Origin of the sequence: Aeromicrobium sp. Root472D3 (assembly GCF_001426485.1) — a bacterium.
Taxonomy (GTDB): Bacteria; Actinomycetota; Actinomycetes; order Propionibacteriales; family Nocardioidaceae; genus Aeromicrobium.
This window is the reverse complement of the sequence record NZ_LMET01000001.1, coordinates 2544679-2560293: the sequence shown is the minus strand read 5'-3', so window position 1 is coordinate 2560293 and position 15615 is coordinate 2544679. Positions and strand designations below refer to the sequence as shown.

The following is a 15615-nucleotide window of genomic DNA, read 5'->3' as shown; positions in this document are numbered from 1 at the left end:
GGGCCCTCGGTCGCGCGTCAGGCGTGGGTGGGGAAGTTCGACTGCCGCGTCTTCTTCTCGGGCTCGCCGGCGAAGCCGTCGACCCGCGTGGGGTTGCGCCGCTCCTTCGCCTCGGCCCGGGCGAACCAGAAGTATCCGACGACGGCCAGCAGCGCGAAGAACCACCACTGCAGGGCGTAGAAGAAGTGCGGGCCCTGGCCCAGCTCGGGCCTCGGCTCGGCCGCCAGACCCGCGGCCGGCTCGGGTGACTGCGACTGCAGGTTGACGTAGCCGTCGACCAGGTCGTACGGCATGACCTCGCCGAGCGCATCGCTCGAGATCGCGCGGATCTGGCCCTCCGACGGCTTCACCGCCGCACCGCCGGCGCCGTTGTTCTGCCGCAGCCAGCCCTCGATCGTGACCTCGCCGGTCGATGGGGCGGGCACCCGCGGACGCTTGACGGTGTTGGCGGTCTCGATCCACCCGCGGTCGACCAGCACCGCGTCGCCGGACGCCAGCACCAGGGGAGTGACGACGTCGACGCCGGGGGCGCCGTCACGGGTCGTGAACTTGACGGTCAGCTGCTGGTCGAGGTCGTAGGTCCCGGTCGCCGTCACACGCGTCCACTCGGTGGTGCCGTCGACCTCCTGGCCCGACGGCAGCGCCGTGGCGATGTCGACCGGATCGGTCGAGAAGTGCTTCGTGATGACGTCGTTGCGGTCGAGACGCAGCTCGAGCTTGTGCATCTGCCAGAACCCGAGCCGCGTGCAGAGGGCGGCGAGCACGACGACGAAGACCGCGAAGCCGATCCATCGCGCGCTCAGCATGAAGCGATACACACCTCGACGGTAGTTGTCGGCCCCAAGCCGGGCCGAGCCGGGTTGGGCGCAGACGCCTACGATGGAGGGATGGACCTCATCGATCGACATGGCCGCGTTGCCACGGATCTCCGGGTCTCCCTGACCGACCGGTGCAACCTGCGCTGCCAGTACTGCATGCCCGCCGAGGGGCTCGACTGGCTGCCGACCGACGCCACGCTGACCGACGACGAGCTCAACCGGCTGATCCGCATCGGCGTCGAGATGCTGGGCATTCGCGACGTCCGCTTCACGGGCGGCGAGCCGCTGCTGCGCCGCAGCCTGCCGTCCATCGTGGCGACGACGAAGGCGCTCCCGTCACGTCCCCGCACGGCCATGACGTCCAACGGGCTGGGTCTCAAGCACACCGCGCGGGCGCTGGCCGAGGCCGGCCTCGACCGCGTCAACATCAGCCTCGACACGACCGATCCGGCGACGTTCGAGAAGATCACCCGGCGCAACCGTCTGCACGACGTCCTGGACGGCCTGGCGGCCGCCCACGAGGCCGGTCTGCGGCCGGTGAAGGTCAACGCGGTGCTGCTGCGCGGCATCAACGACCACGAGGCCCCCGACCTGCTGCGCTGGTGCATGGAGCACGGGTACGAGTTGCGCTTCATCGAGCAGATGCCGCTCGACGCGCAGCACGGCTGGAACCGCGAGGCGATGGTCACCGCCGACGAGACGCTCGACCTGATCGGACGCCACTTCCGGCTCACGGGCCTCGACGGCCGGGGGTCGGCACCGGCCGAGAAGTTCCTGGTCGACGACGGGCCGCACACGGTCGGCATCATCGGCTCGGTCACCAAGCCGTTCTGCGGCGACTGCAACCGGGTGCGCCTGACGGCCGACGGCCAGATCATGAACTGCCTGTTCGCCCGCGAGGAGTCCGACCTGCGTGCCCCGATGCGCGCGGGGGCGTCGGACGCCGAGATCGCCGACCGGTGGATCGCGGCGATGGCGACCAAGCTGCCGGGCCACGGCATCGACGACCCGACGTTCCTGCAGTCCGACCGCCCGATGTCGGCGATCGGCGGCTAGCGGCCGACGCTCAGAGGGCGACCGTCTCGCGGTAGAAGTCGCGGGCGTCGAGGAACGTCCGCAGCGACGACTCGTGCTCGTCGCACGCCAGCCAGATCTTGCGGCGGTCGGGCGTGTGGATCTTGGGGTTGTTCCAGACGACCTGGTGCACGGCTCCGGCCGTGCAGCCCTTGGCCGAGCAGATCAGCTCGTCAGCCACGGTCGAGCGGCGTCGTGCGGGTCGTGGCGATCTGCTTGCCCGGCTCGGGACCGAACGGCGAGGGCCCGTCGCCCTTCTTGCGCACCCCGGCGTTGGCGAAGATGACCGCGGCGTACGGCAGGAAGACCGCTCCTACGAACATCAGCCAGCCCGCGACGGCGTACGGCATGGGCTGCATGACGAGCACGACGCCGCCCAGGAAGCACAGCGTGCGGATCAGCATCGAGACGGCGTAGCGCTTCTCTCGACGCATACGATCGTCCGTCTGCGACTCGGCCGCAGTCGTGATCGAGAAGACCTGCTGCTTGCGTGGTTCGCGGGACTCGGGCACCCTCCCAGCGTACGCCGGACGACCGAGCCTGCATGATGGGCACATGACTGACCGCACATACCGCATCACCGAGATCGTCGGCACCTCCCCGGAGGGTGTCACGCAGGCCGTCGACAACGGCATCAAGCGCGCCTCGCAGACGCTGCGCCACCTCGACTGGTTCGAGGTCACGGGCATCCGTGGTCAGATCACCGACTCCGAGGTCGGCCACTACCAGGTGACGATGAAGATCGGCTTCCGGCTCGAGGACGACGAGTGAGCTAGTCCGTCGACCCGAACCGGCGCAGCAGCGCCGCCGCGGCGGACAGGACGACCACGGCGCCGCCGTACACGTAGGTGGTCTCGGCGAGCCCGATGTGGGCCGACGCGACACCGGCGGCCACGGCGGGGATGCCGAATGCCAGGTAGCTCACGACGAAGACGGACGCGAACAGCTCACCGCGCTCGTGCGGGGCCGCCAACGGCGTGATGGACCGCATGATGCCGAGGAACGACGCCCCGAAGCCGATGCCCGCGACGACGGCGGCGGCGATGAAGGCCCAGTAGGAGCCGGCCGCGAGCGCCGCGAGCGTCAGGGCGGTGCCGACGGCCAGAGCCGTGGTGCCGGCGATCGTCAGCTCGCGCGAGGTGCGACGACGCGCGACGTAGCACGCGACCGACCCGGTGCCGGTCAGCACGGCGACGACCAGGCCCTGCTCGACGTGCAGCTCGGCGCCCAGCTCACGGCCTGCGAGCGGCGCCCCGAGCGACAGGTAGAGCCCGCTCGTGGCCCAGCCCGCGAGCAGCGCCGGCGCGCTGCGCAGGAACGGCGCCCGCGCGGCGGCGGGAACACCCGCGCGCGGCACGAACGAGGCCGCCAGGCCCTCGTGGCGCGGCGACGTCTCGGGCAGCAGCCACACCGCGGCGGCGATCACGACGTACGCGACGGTCAGGCCGCCGAACACGACCGCGAGCGCGGACGACGTCCGGTCGAGCAGGGCGCCGGCGGCCACGGCCCCGAGCGCGAGCCCCGCCAGGGGGCCGACGCTGTTGAGCGTCGCGGCCGACCCCGGACGCCGCGCCGGCTCGAGGTCGACCACGGCGGCCGACAGCGACGACATCAGCAGCCCGGCGGCGACGCCCTGCACGATGCGCGCCGCCACGAGAACCGTCACGGTGTCGGCGTGCCAGAACGCCACCATGCTGGCCGCCAGCACGATGAATCCCGCCGAGATGACGGGCCGTCGACCGAGGTGGTCCGACAGCGAGCCGGCCACGAGCAGGGTCATCAGCAGCGCGACGGCGTAGACGGCGAAGATCGTCGTCATGGTGGCGGCCGAGAAGCCGATCTCCTGCTGCAGGACGGGGTAGAACGGTGACGGGGCGCTCGCGGCGACCATCATGGCCACGACGGCGGCCACGGCCAGCGCGAAGCCGGGCGTGCGGACGCCCGTGGCGCGCCGGGTCGTCGGTGCGGTGGTGACGGTCATCGGGCCTCCGGGTCGTCTGGTCGAACCGACGGTTCGATCGAAGTGGAACAGTTACACCGTACGCCGATCCTTGGACAGTTCAAGTATTCTGGAACCATGACGGGCATCACGCGCCTCCCGCACCCCGAGCCGACCGACGTCGCGCTGACCGACGTCCTGTTCGCGCTGAGCGACCCGGCGCGGCTCGAGATCGTCCGCGAGCTCGCCGCGGGCCCCCTGACCATGGCCGAGTGCGGGGTGACCAACCCGGACCTGCCGAAGTCGACCAAGTCGCACCTCATGAAGGTGCTGCGCGAGGCGGGGATCGTGCGCAACGAGCCCGACGGACGCCGCCGGCTCGTCAGCCTGCGCAAGGACGAGCTCGACGCGGTCTTCCCGGGGCTGCTCGACTCGGTGCTGGCCGCGGACTAGTCGACGACGTCGGCGAGATCGGCCGCGTCGGCCGCCTCGACCTCTTCGCGGGTGATGCCGAGCAGGTAGACGATCGCGTCGAGGTAGGGCACGTTGACGGACGTCTGCGCCTGGTCGCGGACCAACGGCTTGGCGTTGAAGGCGATGCCGAGGCCCGAGGCCGCCAGCATGTCGAGGTCGTTGGCGCCGTCGCCGATCGCGACGGTGTTCCTGACCGGGATGCGGGCCTCGGCGGCGAAGCGGCGCAGCGCCTCGGCCTTGCCGGCCCGGTCGACGATCGGACCGGTGACCCGGCCGGTCAGCCGGCCGTCGACGACCTCGAGCTGGTTGGCCGCGTAGTAGTCGACCCCGAGCTCGGCGGCGATCTTCTCGATGATCTGCGTGAAGCCGCCGCTGACCAGCGCGAAGCGGTAGCCCAGGCGCTTGAGCGTGCGGATCATGGTGCGGGCGCCCTTGGCGTAGGCCAGCGAGTCGTACACCGCGTCGAGCGCGGACTCGTCGACGCCCTCGAGCAGGGCGACACGGGCCACGAGCGACTCGGCGAAGTCGAGCTCGCCGCGCATCGCGGCCTCCGTGACGCGGGCGACCTCGTCCTCGCAGCCCGCGTGGGCCGCGATCATCTCGATGACCTCGCCCTGGATGAGGGTCGAGTCGACGTCCATCACGACGAGGCGCTGGGCGTGGCGCAGGATGCCGTTCTCCTGCACCGCGACGTCGACGCCCTGCTCGTGCGCGATCGCGGCCAGGTCGGCCTGCAGCTGGTCGGGGTCGGCGCCGGAGACCTCCATGCGGATCGCGGTCACCGGGTAGCGCGCCATGCGGACGATGCGGTCGATGTTGCCGCCGTCGTCCTTGATGCCCTGGGCCAGGGCAGCCATCGCGGCGGGACGCAGGGGAGCGCCCAGCACGACGACCTGCGCACGCCCGACGCGGCGGGCCCGGTTGTCGCCCGTGCCGTGCTCGACGGCGACCTCGAGCCCGAAGTGCCCGCCGACGGCCCGGACCGTCCGCTCGAGCTCGTCGAGGTCGTCGGGGAGCGTCACGAGCGCGCTGAGGATCAGGCGCCCGCGCACGACGAGCTGCTCGACGTCGATGACCTCGACGCCGGTCGGCGCGAGATCGCCGAACAGGCGCGTGGTGACTCCGCTCTGGTCGGGGCCCGTGAGGGTCACCAGGACGGTCGGATCGGTGAAGTGCGACGTGGGCACGGGCTCGGTCATCGCACCCGAGGCTATCGCTGACGGCAGACACCGTCGCGATAGGTTGGCACCACCGACCATCACCACGCCACGACGTCGTGGTCACGACGTTCGCGCGACCACGACCAGGAGGCCGCATGCCCGCCGCTTTCGAGCTCTCGGACGTCAGGGTCGAGCGCCCGGGCAAGGTCCTGCTCGACGACATCAGCTGGACCGTCGACGAGAACGACCGGTGGGTCGTCCTCGGGCCCAACGGAGCGGGCAAGACGACGCTGCTGCAGATCATCGGTGCGTCGCTGCACCCCACGTCCGGCACCGTCGACATCCTCGACGAGCGCCTCGGTCAGGTCGCCGTCGCCGAGCTGCGCACGCGCATCGGCCACACCAGCACCAAGGTCGCCGACCGCATCCCGCCCACCGAGTCGGTGCGCGACGTCGTCCTGTCGGCCGCCTACGGCGTCACCGGCCGCTGGAACGAGGAGTACGACGAGCACGACCACGTCCGCGCCGACCAGATCATGGGGGAGTGGGGCATCGCCCCGCTGGCCGGACGCACGTTCGGCACGCTGTCGGAGGGCGAGCGTAAGCGGGTGCTGATCGCCCGGGCCCTGATGACCGACCCCGAGCTGCTGCTGCTCGACGAGCCGGGCGCCGGTCTCGACCTGGGCGCGCGCGAGGACCTGCTCTCGAGCCTCGAGACGCTCGCCGGCTCCGAGGGCTCGCCGGCCCTCGTCATGGTGTCGCACCACGTCGAGGAGATCCCGGTCGGCTTCACGCACGTGCTGCTGGTGCGCGAGGGACGGGTCGTGGCGCAGGGCCCGCTCGCCGAGACGCTGACCGCCGACAACCTCTCGACGACGTTCGGCCAGCGCATCCACCTCGACCGCGACGGTGGACGCTACGCCGCGCGACGGGCAGGATACGGACGCCGGGCCAACCGCACCGCGGCGACAGGGGAGGACACATGATCGACTGGATCCGTGACCACGCGTGGGCGACCTGGCTGGGGCTGGCCGTCGTCCTGGCCGTCGTCGAGATGCTGAGCCTCGACCTCGTCCTGCTGATGTTCGCCGTCGGCGCGCTCGCGGCGGCCGCGGCGGCGGGCCTCGGCGCCCCCATCTGGATCACGCTGCCGATCTTCGCGATCGTCTCGCTGCTCCTGCTGTTCCTCGTGCGACCGTCCGTCGTGGCCAAGCTGCACGCCGGCCCGACGCTGCAGACGGGCCACGTCAACCTCGTCGGTGCGACGGCCGTCGTGGTCGAGCCCGTCGACGGCCGCTCCGGACGCATCCAGCTGCGCGGCGAGCTGTGGTCGGCCCGCGCCGCCCACGACCTCGTCTTCGACACGGGCGACGACGTGCTCGTCACCCAGATCGACGGCGCGACCGCCGTCGTCACCTCAGCCACCGCAGCGCCGCCCCTCTCGAAGGAGTCCTGATGTCCGCAGCACTGATCGTGCTCGTCCTGCTCGCCGTCCTGGCGATCGTCATCGTCTCGATGACGGTCAAGATCGTCCCCCAGGCCCGGTCGGGCATCGTCGAGCGGTTCGGCAAGTACCGCACGACCCTGTCGGCCGGCCTCAACATCGTCATGCCGTTCATCGACAAGGTGCGCTACGTCATCGACCTGCGCGAGCAGGTCGTGTCGTTCCCGCCGCAGCCCGTCATCACCGAGGACAACCTGGTCGTCTCGATCGACACCGTCATCTACTTCCAGGTGACCGATCCGGTCGCCGCGACGTACGAGATCGCCAACTACATCCAGGCGATCGAGCAGCTCACGATGACGACGCTGCGCAACATCACGGGCGGCATGACGCTCGAGCACGCGCTGACGAGCCGCGACCAGATCAACTCGGGCCTGCGCGGCGAGCTCGACTCCGCGACCGGCAAGTGGGGCATCCGCGTCAACCGCGTCGAGCTCAAGGGCATCGACCCGCCGCCGTCGATCATCGACGCGATGGAGCAGCAGATGCGCGCCGAGCGCAACAAGCGTGCGGCGATCCTGACGGCCGAGGGCGAGCGCCAGTCGGCGATCCTGACGGCCGAGGGCCAGAAGCAGTCCGCGATCCTGACCGCCGAGGGTGAGCGCCAGGCGCAGATCCTGACGGCGCAGGCCGACCGTCAGGCGCAGATCCTGCGCGCGCAGGGCGAGGCGCAGGCCATCCAGACAGTCTTCCAGGCGATCCACGACGGCAACCCCGACCAGAAGCTGCTGTCGTACCAGTACCTGCAGATGCTGCCGAAGATCGCCGAGGGCGACAACGCCACGACGTGGATCATCCCGGCCGAGCTCACCAAGGCGCTCGGCACGCTCGGCGGAACCATCGGCTCGATCCCGATGGACGGCGGCGGCAGCAAGACGCGCGTCGACTACGACTCCGAGATCGAGGACGACTCGGTGCAGACCGAGGCGACCAGTGAGGCCGTCCAGGAGGCGCTCGACGCCGCGAAGGCGGCCGAGAACCCCGCGACGAGCGCTGCCGACGTGCCGCCGGCGCCGCCCGCCGCGCCCGAGCCGCCGGCGGCTCCCGAGCCGCCCCAGCCACAGGGGTAGAACCCTCAGCAGTACCCGAGAAGGCCCGTCGACAACCTGTCGCCGGGCCTTTTCCGTTGCCTGCGGCGAAGGTACGTCCTGCGTTCATTCGTCGTTCACCGCAGACGGTCCAGACCAGGGTCTCGGTGGCCTACGTTCCTCGCGACACCTTCGAACTCCGTCGCGAAATGAGCCCCGTCTGTGAGCACGACCCTGCGCTCCTCCCTGCCCGAGCTGGAGGAGGACGAGCCGCGCGATCTGTGGATCGACGAGTCCGGATCGGACCGTGCGTTCGTCCTCGGCTCGCGCGCGATCGCCGCGACCGTCCTGGCGATCACCGCCGGCATCGGCCTGTTCCTGGCCTTCTCGGCCATCCCGACGTTCGGCCGGTACGGCCTCGGCTTCCTGACCGAGACGCAGTGGCAGCCCGAGGCCGACATCCTGGGCATCGGTGCGGTGCTGGTGGGCACGTTCACGATCGCCGCGGTCGCGCTGACGTTCGCGTTCCCGCTGTCGGTGCTGACGGCGCTCTACATCGCCGAGTACGCCCCCGCGCGCATCAAGGCGACCCTGGTGTCGCTGGTCGACCTCATGGCCGCCGTGCCCAGCATCATCTACGGCCTCTGGGGCTTCACGCTGATCCAGCCGCACGCCAGCGCCTTCGCGCTGTGGCTGCACCAGCACCTCGGCTGGATCCCGTTCTTCCGCGTCGACGCCGACCCGAACGCCGCGGTGTGGGAGCAGACGCGCTACACGGCGTCGGCCTTCGTCGCGGGCATCGCGGTGGCGATGATGGTCGTCCCGATGGCGTGCGCCGTGATGCAGCAGGTGTTCTCGCAGGCGCCTCCCGGCGAGCGCGAGGCGGCCTTCGCGCTCGGCGCGACGCACTGGGGCGTCGTGCGCACCGTCGTGCTGCCGTTCGGCAAGGGCGGCATCATCGGCGGGACGATGCTGGGCCTCGGCCGGGCGCTCGGCGAGACCATCGCCGTCGTCCTGATCATCTCGCCGTCGTTCGACCTCAAGGTCAAGCCGCTCGAGGTCGGCACCAACTCGATCTCGGCGCTGATCGCCGGACGCTTCGGCGAGGCGACGTCGCTGCAGCTGCAGGCGCTGCTGACGGCCGGCTTCGTGCTGTTCCTCATCACGCTCGGCATCAACACCCTCGCCGCGATGGTCGTGGCCCGCAGCCGGTCCGGACAGGGAGCTGACGCCTGATGAGCATCGACCTCGACCCCCGCCCCTCCCTGGCGCCCGAGCCGGCGTCGCCGCCGGCGTCGCCGCTCGCCCGCACGTCGGTGCGCACCGAGCCGTCGTCGACCGACTCCGTCCCGATGCACGCCCGTCGCACCCTCAGCCGCTCGACGGCCGAGCAGCGCTTCGAGCTGGTCGGCTGCTGGGTCGCGGCCCTCGCGCTGTCGTGGCTGATCTGCGGCCGGCTCATGCCGTGGGACGGGCCGCTGGTGTTCGTCGCCGTCACGATCGTGCTGGGCATCGCTCTGCTGACCGTCATCACCGCGATCGACGCCGGCCGGCCCGAGGTCGTCGACCGGATCGTCACGACCGTCATCACGCTGGCCGCCGCCCTGGTCGGGCTGGCCCTGGTCTCGACCGTGCTGTTCATCTTCGCGAAGGGGTACAAGCCCCTGCTGCACCTGAACACCTTCTTCGACGACATGGCCGGAGTCGGGCCGCGCGACTCCCTCGACAGGGGCGGTGTCGCGCACGCGATCGTCGGCTCGCTGATCGAGGTCGGCATCGCGATCGTCGTCGCGATCCCGCTCGGCATCGGGACGGCGATCTACATGACGGAGATCGGCGGGAAGTTCGCCCGGGTGGTCCGCACGATCGTCGAGGCCATGACGGCCCTGCCGTCGATCGTGGCCGGCCTGTTCATCTACACGACGCTGATCGTCGGGCTGGGCGTCCCGCGCTCGGGCCTGGCCGCCGCGATGGCGCTCGGCGTCATGATGCTGCCGATCATCGCCCGCGCCTCCGACGTCGTCCTGCGGGTCGTGCCCGGCAACCTGCGCGAGGCGAGCCTCGCCCTGGGCGCCTCACGCTGGCGCACGGTGTGGCACATCGTGCTGCCGACCGCCCGGCCCGGCCTGGCCACCGCCGTGATCCTCGGCGTCGCCCGCGGCATCGGTGAGACGTCACCCGTCCTGCTGACGTCCGGCGCGGCCTCGTTCATGGTCACCAACCCCACCGACGGCGTCATGAACTCGCTGCCGCTGTTCATCTTCTCGACCGTCCGCAGCGGCGAGCCCATCTACATCGAGCGGGCCTACGGGGCCGCCGCGATCCTGCTCGCCATCGTCCTCGTCCTGTTCGTCACCGCTCGTCTGCTGGCCCGTCCCCGAAAGGGATCCCGTTGAACACCCACCTGAACGTCCTCTCGCGCCGTCCGTCGTCACGGCGCGCCAAGGCGGCACTCGCCGGCCTCGTGGCCGTGCTCTCGTCGTCCCTCATGATCGTGACGGCCAACCCGGCCCAGGCCGCCTACACCCAGATCGAGGGGTCGGGGTCGACGTGGTCGCAGGGCATCGTCGCCCAGTGGATCTCCGACGTCGACGCCAACGGCATGAAGATCACCTACAACGGTGCCGGCTCGTCGCAGGGCCGCAAGGACTTCGCGTCCAACGTCACGGACTTCGGCATCACCGAGATCCCGTACCAGGGCAAGGACGAGTTCGGGGCCGTCGACACGGCCGGCAACCGCGAGTTCGCCTACATGCCGATCGTCGCCGGCGGCACGGCGTTCACGTACCAGGTGCAGGTCGGCGGCAAGCCCGTCAAGGACCTGCGCCTGTCGGGCGACACGATCGCCAAGATCTTCACCAACAAGATCACCAACTGGAACGACCCGGCGATCACGAAGGACAACAACGGCCGCAAGCTGCCGAGCCTCACGATCGTCCCGGTCGTCCGCTCGGACGGATCGGGCACCACAGCTCAGTTCACGGCATGGCTCGACAAGCAGTTCCCGAGCATCTGGCAGCCCTACTTCGGCAAGACCGGCCTCACGTCGTACTACCCCAAGAAGTCGGGCAGCAAGATGATCGGCGCCGCCGGCTCCGACCAGGTCATGAACACGATCTCGAGCAAGCAGGGCAACGGGACGATCGGCTACGTCGAGTACTCGTACCCGGTCAACAAGAAGTACCCCGTCGTCAAGCTGCTCAACAAGGCGGGCTACTTCGTCGAGCCGACGCAGTACAACGTCGCGGTGGCGCTGACCAAGGCCAAGATCAACAACGACCCGAGCTCGCAGGCCTACCTGACGTCGATCCTCGACGGCGTCTACACCTCGACCGATCCGCGGGCGTACCCGCTGTCGTCGTACTCGTACATGCTGCTGCCGACCGGCGCGAAGGACCAGCGCATGACGACGTCGAAGCGCCAGACGCTGACGGACTTCATGTTCTACTCGCTGTGCCAGGGGCAGAGCAAGGCCGGGCCCTACGGCTACTCGCCGCTGCCCCTCAACCTGGTGCAGGCCGGTTTCGACCAGCTCAAGAAGCTGTCGACGGCCGATCCGGCGGTCGACGTCAAGGACCGCGACGTCACCAAGTGCAACAACCCGACCTTCGTCGCGGGTGACCTGTCGAAGAACAAGCTCGCGCAGATCGCCCCTCAGCCGCCGGCGTGCGACAAGGTCGGTGCCGGGCCGTGCGGCACGGCGACCGGCACGGCCCCGACGACGCCCGAGGCGGCGGCCAAGCCGGGTGCGGCGGCCTCGGCGGGCGGCACGCCGGTCGACGCGGCACCCGCTGCCGGTGACGCTCCGGCCGCGGTCGACCCCGAGACGGGCGTGGCCACCACGACGACCGACACCGCGACCACCGCGTCCGGCGAGACAGCCGTGGCGGTGCCGACCGAGCTGGTCGCCGGACGGGCCGGCGACACCAAGGTCTTCGGCGCCCTGGCGGCGCTCGAGCTCATCGCGATCATCCTCGCGCCCGGCGTGGGCGCGGTCTACTTCAAGCGTCGCGCGCGGCGCAAGCAGGGAGCCTGGTCATGACGACCCTCATCCGCCCCCGCGAGATCGTCTCGCTGGTCCTCGGTCTCGTGCTGGTCGTGGCGATGGTCGCCACCGGCGACGGCAGCGCCTCGGCCGACGGCACCGACGAGGTCGGCGCGTTCAGCCAGAGCAAGACCGTGACCCGGCAGCTCACGCAGGACGACGGAGCCGTCGAGACGATCGACTCGCGCGACGTCACGCTGAAGGTCGACCACACGCTCAACCTCCGCGGACGGGAGCGGGTCGCGATCTCGTGGACGGGGGCGCACCCCAGCGGCGGGCGCGCCTCCGACCCCTACGGCGAGAACGGGCTCAAGCAGGAGTACCCGATGGTCATCATGCAGTGCCGCGGTCGCGACGACCCGTCGCTGCCGAAGGCCCAGCAGCTCGACCCGACGACGTGCTGGACGTCGACGCGCCAGCAGCGGTCGCAGTCGATCGACGGGTCCGACGCGGTCTGGCGCCACGACCTGCACGCCACGGAGGAGGAGCGTGCCCTCAAGACGGGCCTCGACCCGATCCCCGAGGCATGCCAGGACGTGCCGTCCGACTCGACGCACCTGACGCCGTTCGTCGCCGCCAACGGCAAGGTCTACTCGGCCTGCAACTCCGAGACGATGCCACCGGAGGCCGCGGTGGGCGCTGCCTTCCCGCCCGCCGAGGTCGCGGCGTTCACCGACACCGACGGCAACGGCTCGGTCAACTACGAGGTGCGCTCCGCGACGGAGAACGAGTCGCTGGGCTGCACCACGGCGACGCCGTGCTCGATCGTGGCCGTCCCGATCATGGGCATCAGCTGCGTCGACGGCAACACGCAGTGCCAGGCGACGGGCCGGTTCCGCCCGGGTGCCAGCAACTTCGCATCCGAGGGCGTCGACGCCGCCGTGTCGCCCGTGTACTGGTGGAGCGCGTCGAACTGGCGCAATCGCATCACCGTCCCGATCACGTTCGGACTGCCGCCCGATGCGTGTGACGTGCTCGACAGCCGCGCACCGACCGCGTTCTATGGCTCGGAGCTGATGAGCCAGGCCTCGCTGCAGTGGGCTCCGGCGTACTGCCTCAACACGAAGCGCTTCAAGTTCCAGCACAACCGGATGGGCGACGAGCCGGCGTTCACGCTCGTCGAGAACGGCACGGCGCCCGCCGCCTTCGTGTCGGGCACGCGGGAGGCCGACGGCGACGAGCCGATCGGCTACGCCCCGACGGCCGTCACGGGGTTCGCGATCGCGTTCATCGTCGACGAGCCCGACAACAAGGGGGAGCGCTCGACGCTCAACCTCACGCCGCGGCTCCTCGCGAAGCTGCTGAGCCAGTCGTACGCCGGCTCGACACGGGGCCAGCAGCACCCGGGCATGGAGAAGAACCCGCTGTCGATGAACCAGGACCCCGAGTTCCAGCAGCTCAACCCCGGTCTCGACTCGATCGCGCGTGAGGCGGCGGCGACCGTCCTGTCGCTGTCGGAGTCGTCGGACGTCCTGACGAGCCTCACGTCGTACATCCGGGACGACCCCGACGCGAAGGCGTTCATGGCGGGCAAGGCCGACCCCTGGGGGATGGTCGTCAACCCGTCGTACAAGAACCTCAAGCTCCCGGTGTCGTCGGTCCCGCTGCTCGACACGTTCGTGCCGACCTCGCAGCAGGAGTGCCAGCAGCAGAACACGACGCCGTACCTGACGCAGATCGCGGCTCCGGTCACGAGCATCTCCAAGATCGCGCAGGCCGTCCTCGACGGCTGGCCGAACGTCCAGACGCGCGCCGAGCGCTCGTCGTCGAGCGATCCGTGCAAGTTCGGTCGCATCGACCGCCAGGGAGTGGGGTCCCGATTCATGCTCGGCATCGTGAGCCTCGGCGACGCGGAGCGGTACGGCCTGCGGACGGCGGCGCTGCGCACCGGATCGGGCGCCGCCCGTCAGTTCGTCGCCCCGTCCGACGCGAGCATCGCCGCGGCCGTGAAGGTCGCCAAGGCCGATGGCGTCCGCAAGGCGTTCGCGCTCTCGCAGGCGACGATCCGCAAGACCAAGGGTGCCTACCCGGGCGCCATGATCGTCTACACCGTCGCGAAGCTGAGAGGGCTCGACGCGGCAGACGCCAAGACCGTGGCCTCGTTCATCCGCATCGCGACGTCCGAGGGTCAGGTGCGCGGATCGGGCAACGGCCGTCTGCCGGACGGCTTCGTCCCCATCACCAAGAAGGGCGCCACGTCGGCCCTGTACGCGCAGGCCCAGAAGGTCGCGTCGCTGATCGAGGCCCAGAAGGAGCCGAAGGCCGCGCCGACGACGTCCACCCCGACGAAGGGCGCTCCGGCGGCAGGCGGCTCGGCTCCCGCCTCCGGGGCCGAGGTGCCCGATGCTCCCGATGCCGCGACCGCGACGCCGGCGGCCACGACGACGCCGACGACCGACGTCATCGCGACGGCGTCGAACAGCTCGCGCCCCGCGCAGTCGCTGCTGCCCGTGCTGGTGGCGCTGCTGCTCCTCGCCGGACTGGGCGGCCCCGGGACGCGTCTGGTCGCCGAGTGGAGGAGGCGCCGATGACCGCCGTGCTCGGCGGTCGCCGCCGGTTCTCGCGCCCTGCCCAGATGTGGCCACTGGTCAAGGAGGTGCCGCCGACCGCGGAGCCCGTCTCCGACACCGTGTCGATCGTCAGCACCTCGCTGACGGTGCTCGCCGTCGTCGTCGCCTGGTTCCTGGCTCAGCTCATGGTGCTCGGCGGGATCGAGCAGGGGCGTGCGCAGGACCGGTTGTACGACGAGTTCCGAGGCCAGCTCGCGGCCGCCACCGCGCCCACCGGCGGCATCATCGCGCCGGGTGCCCCGGTCGCCGTCATGAGTATCCCGTCGCTCGGCTGGGAGCAGGTCGTCACCGAGGGCACCTCGGCCGGCACGCTGCTCGACGGGCCGGGCCACCGCCGCGACACCGTCCTGCCCGGTCAGGCGGGCGTCTCGCTGGTCTACGGTCGATCGAGCACCTTCGGACGTCCGTTCGCGCCGATCCTGTCGGACGCCGAGGGAGCGACGATGACGGTCGTGACGGGCCAGGGGACCGCGACCTACACGCTCGGGTCGGTGCGCCGTGCCGGCGACGCGATGCCCGCGGCACCGAGCGGCACGTCGTCGCGCATCACGATGGTCACGTCCGACGGCTCGTCGGCCCTCACCCCGGGCGACGTCGTCTACGTCGACGCGACGTCGACGGGGGAGACGTTCACCGCCCCGCCGGGTCGGCTCAACGCGATCGCCCCCTCCGAGGTCGCCATGGCGGCCGATCGGAGCGTCATGCCGGCACTCGCCCTGAGCCTCGGGGCGTTGGCCCTCGCGACGGTCGGGGTGCTCGTCGCGAGACGCCGGTTCGGCGCCGCGAGGACGTGGCTGATCGGCGCCCCGATCGTCGTCGCGCTGGCCTGGACGAGTGCCGACCTGACGACGTATCTGCTGCCGAATCTGCTGTGATTGCAGGGAATCCAAGTGGCCCTGCAATGGACACCCGGCGTTCATCTCAAACGCCACGGAGGCTGCCGTCGCGCGTCTAGTTTTCTCGTGGGACAGCACCCCGGCTGCCCAGGACGTTCAAGAAAAGG

Annotated in this window: 16 protein-coding genes; 11 read left to right on the top strand and 5 right to left on the bottom strand. The window is 70.7% G+C overall.

All coding sequences use genetic code 11. The features are described from left to right. Positions 1-17 precede the first annotated feature (17 nt). A complete protein-coding gene (locus tag ASD10_RS12645; RefSeq protein WP_056608945.1) occupies positions 18-818 on the bottom strand; it encodes an SURF1 family protein in 801 nt (266 codons plus the stop codon). 69 nt (positions 819-887) lie between these two features. Here ASD10_RS12645 and moaA point away from each other — a divergent pair, with 69 nt between their 5' ends. Next, positions 888-1874: a GTP 3',8-cyclase MoaA gene (gene moaA, locus ASD10_RS12640; protein ID WP_056608944.1), complete on the top strand. Its 987-nt coding sequence runs from the start codon at positions 888-890 to the stop codon at positions 1872-1874. A 10-nt stretch (positions 1875-1884) separates the two neighbouring features. Here the strand turns inward: moaA and ASD10_RS12635 are convergent, their stop codons facing one another. Then, positions 1885-2073, bottom strand: coding sequence for a hypothetical protein (locus tag ASD10_RS12635; RefSeq protein ID WP_056608943.1), 189 nt, complete (start codon positions 2071-2073; stop codon positions 1885-1887). Next, a complete protein-coding gene (locus ASD10_RS12630; RefSeq protein WP_056608940.1) occupies positions 2066-2404 on the bottom strand; it encodes a DUF3099 domain-containing protein in 339 nt (112 codons plus the stop codon). The genes ASD10_RS12635 and ASD10_RS12630 overlap by 8 nt, the downstream gene beginning before the upstream one ends. 43 nt (positions 2405-2447) lie before the next feature. On the opposite strand from ASD10_RS12630, the gene ASD10_RS12625 reads away from it, so the two are divergent. Further along, the gene (locus ASD10_RS12625; protein WP_056608938.1) at positions 2448-2663 is read left to right on the top strand and encodes a dodecin; all 216 of its coding nucleotides are present in this window, start codon (positions 2448-2450) and stop codon (positions 2661-2663) included. A gap of 1 nt (position 2664) precedes the next feature. Here the strand turns inward: ASD10_RS12625 and ASD10_RS12620 are convergent, their stop codons facing one another. Next, the gene (locus tag ASD10_RS12620; RefSeq protein WP_056608935.1) at positions 2665-3873 is read right to left on the bottom strand and encodes an MFS transporter; all 1209 of its coding nucleotides are present in this window, start codon (positions 3871-3873) and stop codon (positions 2665-2667) included. Positions 3874-3969: 96 nt separating this feature from the next. Between ASD10_RS12620 and ASD10_RS12615 the strand changes: the two genes are divergently transcribed. Further along, the gene (locus ASD10_RS12615) at positions 3970-4284 is read left to right on the top strand and encodes a helix-turn-helix transcriptional regulator (protein ID WP_056608934.1); all 315 of its coding nucleotides are present in this window, start codon (positions 3970-3972) and stop codon (positions 4282-4284) included. On the opposite strand, the gene serB is transcribed toward ASD10_RS12615, so the two are convergent. Next, a complete protein-coding gene (gene serB / locus ASD10_RS12610; RefSeq protein WP_056608933.1) occupies positions 4281-5504 on the bottom strand; it encodes a phosphoserine phosphatase SerB in 1224 nt (407 codons plus the stop codon). The genes ASD10_RS12615 and serB overlap by 4 nt on opposite strands. Before the next feature lie 116 nt (positions 5505-5620). Here serB and ASD10_RS12605 point away from each other — a divergent pair, with 116 nt between their 5' ends. The 8 genes from ASD10_RS12605 (at position 5621) to ASD10_RS12570 (ending at position 15487) form a co-directional block, all read left to right on the top strand. Continuing rightward, on the top strand, positions 5621-6451 hold the full coding sequence (locus ASD10_RS12605; protein WP_056608930.1) for an ABC transporter ATP-binding protein: 831 nt from the start codon (positions 5621-5623) through the stop codon (positions 6449-6451). Next, positions 6448-6921, top strand: a complete 474-nt coding sequence (locus ASD10_RS12600; protein ID WP_056608929.1) for an NfeD family protein — start codon at positions 6448-6450, stop codon at positions 6919-6921. The genes ASD10_RS12605 and ASD10_RS12600 overlap by 4 nt, the downstream gene beginning before the upstream one ends. After that, a complete protein-coding gene (locus ASD10_RS12595) occupies positions 6921-8039 on the top strand; it encodes an SPFH domain-containing protein (RefSeq protein WP_056608928.1) in 1119 nt (372 codons plus the stop codon). Before ASD10_RS12600 ends, ASD10_RS12595 begins: the two co-directional genes overlap by 1 nt. A 180-nt stretch (positions 8040-8219) precedes the next feature. After that, the gene (pstC, locus tag ASD10_RS12590) at positions 8220-9233 is read left to right on the top strand and encodes a phosphate ABC transporter permease subunit PstC (protein ID WP_235501859.1); all 1014 of its coding nucleotides are present in this window, start codon (positions 8220-8222) and stop codon (positions 9231-9233) included. Further along, the gene (gene pstA / locus ASD10_RS12585; protein ID WP_082556183.1) at positions 9233-10393 is read left to right on the top strand and encodes a phosphate ABC transporter permease PstA; all 1161 of its coding nucleotides are present in this window, start codon (positions 9233-9235) and stop codon (positions 10391-10393) included. Before pstC ends, pstA begins: the two co-directional genes overlap by 1 nt. After that, entirely contained in the window at positions 10390-12039 is a 1650-nt protein-coding gene (locus ASD10_RS12580; RefSeq protein ID WP_235501857.1) for a substrate-binding domain-containing protein, read from the top strand. The genes pstA and ASD10_RS12580 overlap by 4 nt, the downstream gene beginning before the upstream one ends. Continuing rightward, entirely contained in the window at positions 12036-14573 is a 2538-nt protein-coding gene (locus ASD10_RS12575) for a hypothetical protein (protein WP_056608926.1), read from the top strand. Before ASD10_RS12580 ends, ASD10_RS12575 begins: the two co-directional genes overlap by 4 nt. Beyond that, on the top strand, positions 14570-15487 hold the full coding sequence (locus ASD10_RS12570; protein WP_157432583.1) for a sortase domain-bontaining protein: 918 nt from the start codon (positions 14570-14572) through the stop codon (positions 15485-15487). Before ASD10_RS12575 ends, ASD10_RS12570 begins: the two co-directional genes overlap by 4 nt. Positions 15488-15615: the final 128 nt, after the last annotated feature.